The sequence below is a fragment of the Corallococcus sicarius genome (assembly GCF_003611735.1).
Lineage (GTDB): Bacteria > Myxococcota > Myxococcia > Myxococcales > Myxococcaceae > Corallococcus > Corallococcus sicarius.
The window spans coordinates 1-651 of sequence record NZ_RAWG01000690.1 but is presented as its reverse complement, the minus strand read 5'-3'; the positions used below and the strand labels follow the sequence as shown (position 1 = coordinate 651).

General features: G+C 75.6%; 1 protein-coding gene. It reads left to right on the top strand.

Going from position 1 to position 651, the window contains the following annotated elements; genetic code table 11:
* Positions 1–78 precede the first annotated feature (78 nt).
* On the top strand, positions 79–651 hold a 573-nt coding region (locus D7X12_RS41720), incomplete at its 3' end, for a S1 family peptidase (RefSeq protein WP_147444020.1).

Sequence of the window (651 nt, the reverse complement as noted above, 5' to 3'; positions counted from 1 at the left end):
GGCTGTTACGCTTCAGGGGAGGCCGCCCCGCGCCACACCACGGGAATGCTGGCCGCAGCTTCACAAGCGGGGGTTGCGATGTCCGAGGACGATTCGACCACCCAGGTCCGGGCCGAGGAGGCCCTGCGCCGCGCGGGCGCCTCGCTGCTGCTGCTGGAGCTGGGCGGCCACACCGCCACGGGCTTCGTCATCTCCTCGGATGGACACATCGCCACCAGCCTCCATGCGGTCGCCGGCGCGCGCAGCATCACCGCCGTGCTGCCCGACGGCCTCAGGACCCAGGTGGTCCAGGTGGCGGCCGTGGACGAGCGGCGCGACCTGGCCCTGCTGCGCCTCACCCTCCCGGGCGTGGTGCCCCACCTGGCGCTGGGGCCCTCCACCCTGCCCACCGAGGGCGAGCGCCTCCACGTGCTCCAGGCCCGCCTGGGCCGCCCACCCGAGCCCCGCGCCCTGGAGGTCCGCGCGGTGCAGGTGCTGGGGGACTGGCTCACCCTCCTGGAGCTGTCGCGCACCCTGCCCGAGGACGCGTCGGGCTCCCCGGTGCTGAACGCGCAGGGCCAGGTGGTGGGGGTCGCCACCGCGGCGCTCGCCAACGGCCGCGCGCTGGGGCTCGTCATCCCGGCGCGCTACCTGGGGCCCCTGGTGCTGGTA